The organism is Vibrio sp. V23_P3S9T160 (assembly GCF_963886625.1).
GTDB classification, from domain to species: domain Bacteria; phylum Pseudomonadota; class Gammaproteobacteria; order Enterobacterales; family Vibrionaceae; genus Vibrio; species Vibrio anguillarum.
Window position 1 is genome coordinate 1 of the sequence record NZ_CAWPDB010000095.1, and the last position, 2,461, is coordinate 2,461.

The window sequence follows — 2,461 nt, forward strand, 5'->3', positions numbered from 1 at the left end:
GGCCAAAGAGTTTCTTATCCTACGACATATATACTTAGAATCACCTTTTTCCCCAGATGTGATTAAAAAACAATTCGTATCTATAGCTGAAAAATTTAGCTTACTAAAATCGCGTTGCTGAGGGTACATAAAACATACATAGGCTGCAGATAACATTGAACCAATGTTTAGTGGAGGTACTCCTTTATTTCTCTTACTAAATTCAGAAAGTAGCTCTGAAACCTTTTTATTTTTATTTTCAGGTTTCATACTTTCTTGGCACCATATAAGACTCTGGTATCCTTGAACTAAAATATTCCAATCTGTTGAATGACTCATCTTTTCTCCTTTGGTATAACGCCCGGCTAAGGGGTTGACAACGCACCGCCGAACTTAAAAAACACACTGTAAACACTGAATTTCAATTTTGCACTAAAGTCGCCACGCGTTGACAATCCCTCTTGAGCCGTTTGTTATGCAAATTCAATGAGATAAACTGAATTTACACGACCAAAAGCCACAATTGCAATGGTTAAGTGATTCAAGAACCAACCCAAGCAAGAACTGCGATAAATAAGCCGCCAAAACAAAGTTCACCTTTCAACAACAAACCAAGCTTTTGAATCAGGCAAACTTAACGAGCGAAAGCTTCAGCAAGTACAAAATGCTCGATAACCTTGCCCTTTCCACACTTTGCGCCCACTGAATTTACAACGCACCAACGCTAAAAGTGATTGAGGCAAGCAAAGAACCTTGCCTGTTTTACGGCTTGAGTTCACCAAGAATTTGAGGGTAAAAATGCTCATTTGCCGACAACACAAAACGAATGGCCGGAGAAATCTAAAAAGATTGAACCTCTAAATTTACCTGAGTTGCATAACGCCCGCTTAAGGGGCAGACAACGCTACTACCAAGTTTCCGCATAACACCGCAATCACACAAACCAACGCATAGTAAAAATGCCCCGCGTTGGCTGTCCCTCTTGAAGCGTTTGTTAGGGCTTTTTGGTTGCAGATAGTTGCTCAACTCGCTGATTTATAAATATATAAAGGTTTGATGAGAACATACCCACTGCTATCGCTACAAGCGCCATAGTATAAAAACTGCTCTCAGTTTGCATGGTAATTGTTGATGCAACACCTTGCTTTTCTAAATGCGGCGCTACTATAGCTAAAAGCACGCCACTTTTAATTCCTACCCATGAAAACATTGCCATTAATCCTGAGGAAACAACTAATACGCCATGCTGTCCCCCCTTGACTCCCGCCATTAAAATTCGAGCAATAGCACCTAAAGATCCCAAAAAGAAAGGGATGACTAAGAGCACTATCGCATTAAATGCTTGGTTGATTAATACAAAGGTCTCTTTATCTATTTCATAGATACCGGGGTTTCGCAACGAGGCAAACATGAGTATTGAAAATGCAAACATGAATGTAAAAGCCAAGTACATACTTTTCCTGAACTCCCTTTGTCGAGCATCATATTTTTCTCGGTCAAAGTGAATGTGTTCAGTTTCTGATTTTGATGATTCTAATTCCGTTTCTTTTTTTTGACTTTCGATATTTGGAATCTCAGTCACTTTGCTTTCTATATTCATAAGTACTCATATTGATAATGGGCATAGCCCTAACGCCCGGCTAAGGGGTTGACAACGCATAGCCGAACTCAAAAAACACACCTTAAACACTGAACTTCAATTTTGCACTAAAACCGCCACGCGTTGGCAATCCCTCTTGAGGCGTTTGTTATGCCACCGCCACTCCGTACTTAGAAGTAATATCTACCACCAAGATAACCACTGCCAAAACTGGTAGTTACGCTGTCAACTTCGACCTGAGCTGAGCGATAGCCAATCATTATGTCCATCGACCTGTTCACTTTAAAACCAAGCTCTATGCCCAATTGATAACCTAACTCGGTTTCAGACTCTGCAATATTATTTATGGGAGATTTGGCATCGACTTTCACTAAACCAACACCACCAAATGGAGCAAGATAAACATCACCAAATTCATAGTTCACAAATAGCTTCGGTTTAACGTTAACAAACATCCCACTACCCGAAACATCCAGAATATTTGAATAATTCACTTTACCAAGCTGACGATATTCAGCCTCTACGTCAATGCTAACCTGTTTGTGAGTCGTAAATTCATATCCAGCAGAAAGCCCAAAACCAGACTTACCAAAATCACTATTCTCTTCAAGTGATATTCCACCACTTTCCAACATAATAGTGTTCGCAAATGAAAGCCCCAGACCAATATAAAACTCTCGTTCTGGCCCGTTGATACTCGATTCTGTACTCGCGTACACATTTTGCGCAAAAACCATACAACTCAAAAACGCCAAATTTGATAATTTCATTTATTTCCTTATAGAAAAGTTAATTAAAGGTGGCATAACGCCCAATTAAGTAGCCCGAAACGCTACTACCAACTTCCCGCATTACACCGTAATCACTAAACTCAACGCAAAA

3 protein-coding genes are annotated in these 2,461 nt (G+C 39.9%); all 3 read right to left on the reverse strand.

Going from position 1 to position 2,461, the window contains the following annotated elements:
* A partial coding sequence (locus AACU59_RS04895; protein ID WP_202598829.1) for a hypothetical protein occupies positions 1-318 on the reverse strand: 318 nt, incomplete at its 3' end.
* 655 nt (positions 319-973) lie between these two features.
* Positions 974-1,579, reverse strand: a complete 606-nt coding sequence (locus AACU59_RS04900; RefSeq protein ID WP_161437679.1) for a hypothetical protein — start codon at positions 1,577-1,579, stop codon at positions 974-976.
* Between the two features lie 170 nt (positions 1,580-1,749).
* Positions 1,750-2,349 (reverse strand): outer membrane beta-barrel protein, encoded by a 600-nt coding sequence (locus tag AACU59_RS04905; protein WP_161437680.1) that lies wholly within the window; start codon positions 2,347-2,349, stop codon positions 1,750-1,752.
* Positions 2,350-2,461 lie beyond the last annotated feature (112 nt).

Excerpts from the sequence above, each read along its gene's own strand:
- AACU59_RS04900 (WP_161437679.1), bottom strand. The coding sequence starts at position 1,579 with ATGAATATAGAAAGCAAAGTGACTGAGATTCCAAATATCGAAAGTCAA.
- AACU59_RS04905 (WP_161437680.1), bottom strand. The coding sequence starts at position 2,349 with ATGAAATTATCAAATTTGGCGTTTTTGAGTTGTATGGTTTTTGCGCAA.